The 646-nt window shown below is 68.4% G+C and carries 1 protein-coding gene; it reads left to right on the forward strand.

Features of this window, described 5'->3' with window-relative positions; all coding sequences use genetic code 11:
• Window positions 1-646, forward strand: a 646-nt coding sequence (locus ROI90_RS21115) for a substrate-binding domain-containing protein (RefSeq protein WP_316000266.1), incomplete at both ends; no start/stop codon positions are given.

A 646-nucleotide genomic window follows, 5' to 3' on the forward strand; every position in this document is an offset into this window, starting at 1 on the left:
AGAGGTCCCGGTGTACGCGGCCACGACGATGGGCGTGGTGTTCTTCGGCGTCCTCGAAGGCGTCGGGATCGGCGTCGCCGTGGCGGTGGCGGTCGCGCTGCATCGGCTGACCCGTACGCGCATCACCCACGAGGAGGACCAGAACGGCGTCCACCATGTGCGCGTACGCGGGCAGTTGACGTTTCTCGCCGTGCCGCGGCTCAGCCGCACGCTGCATCTGGTGCCCCAAGAGGCCGATGCCGTCGTGGAGTTGGACGGCTCGTTTATGGACCACGCGGCGTACGAGTCGCTGCACGACTGGCAGAGCTCGCACACCGCGCAGGGCGGATCCGTGGAACTGACCGGGCGGTCAGGCGCCCGGATCACCGAGCCCGCGGGCGCCGCCGGGGAGGTCGGCGGCGACTGGTTCGACGTCATCCCCCTGGACGGCGGCAAGTCCCAGAAGATCGTCATGATGAACGGCGCGGTCACCGACCCGAACGCGGCCGAGTTCAAGAAGGCCGCCCTCGCCGAACTCAGCGACAAGGTGACCATCGCCAAGCAGTACGACACCAAGGACTGGAAGCCGTCGAACGCGCGGGCCAACATGATGGCCGCGATCTCCTCCATCGGCGCCGAGAACATCGCCGGGGTGTACTCCGCGAAC

Source organism: Hymenobacter endophyticus (assembly GCF_032464715.1).
Taxonomy (GTDB): Bacteria; Bacteroidota; Bacteroidia; order Cytophagales; family Hymenobacteraceae; genus Hymenobacter; species Hymenobacter endophyticus.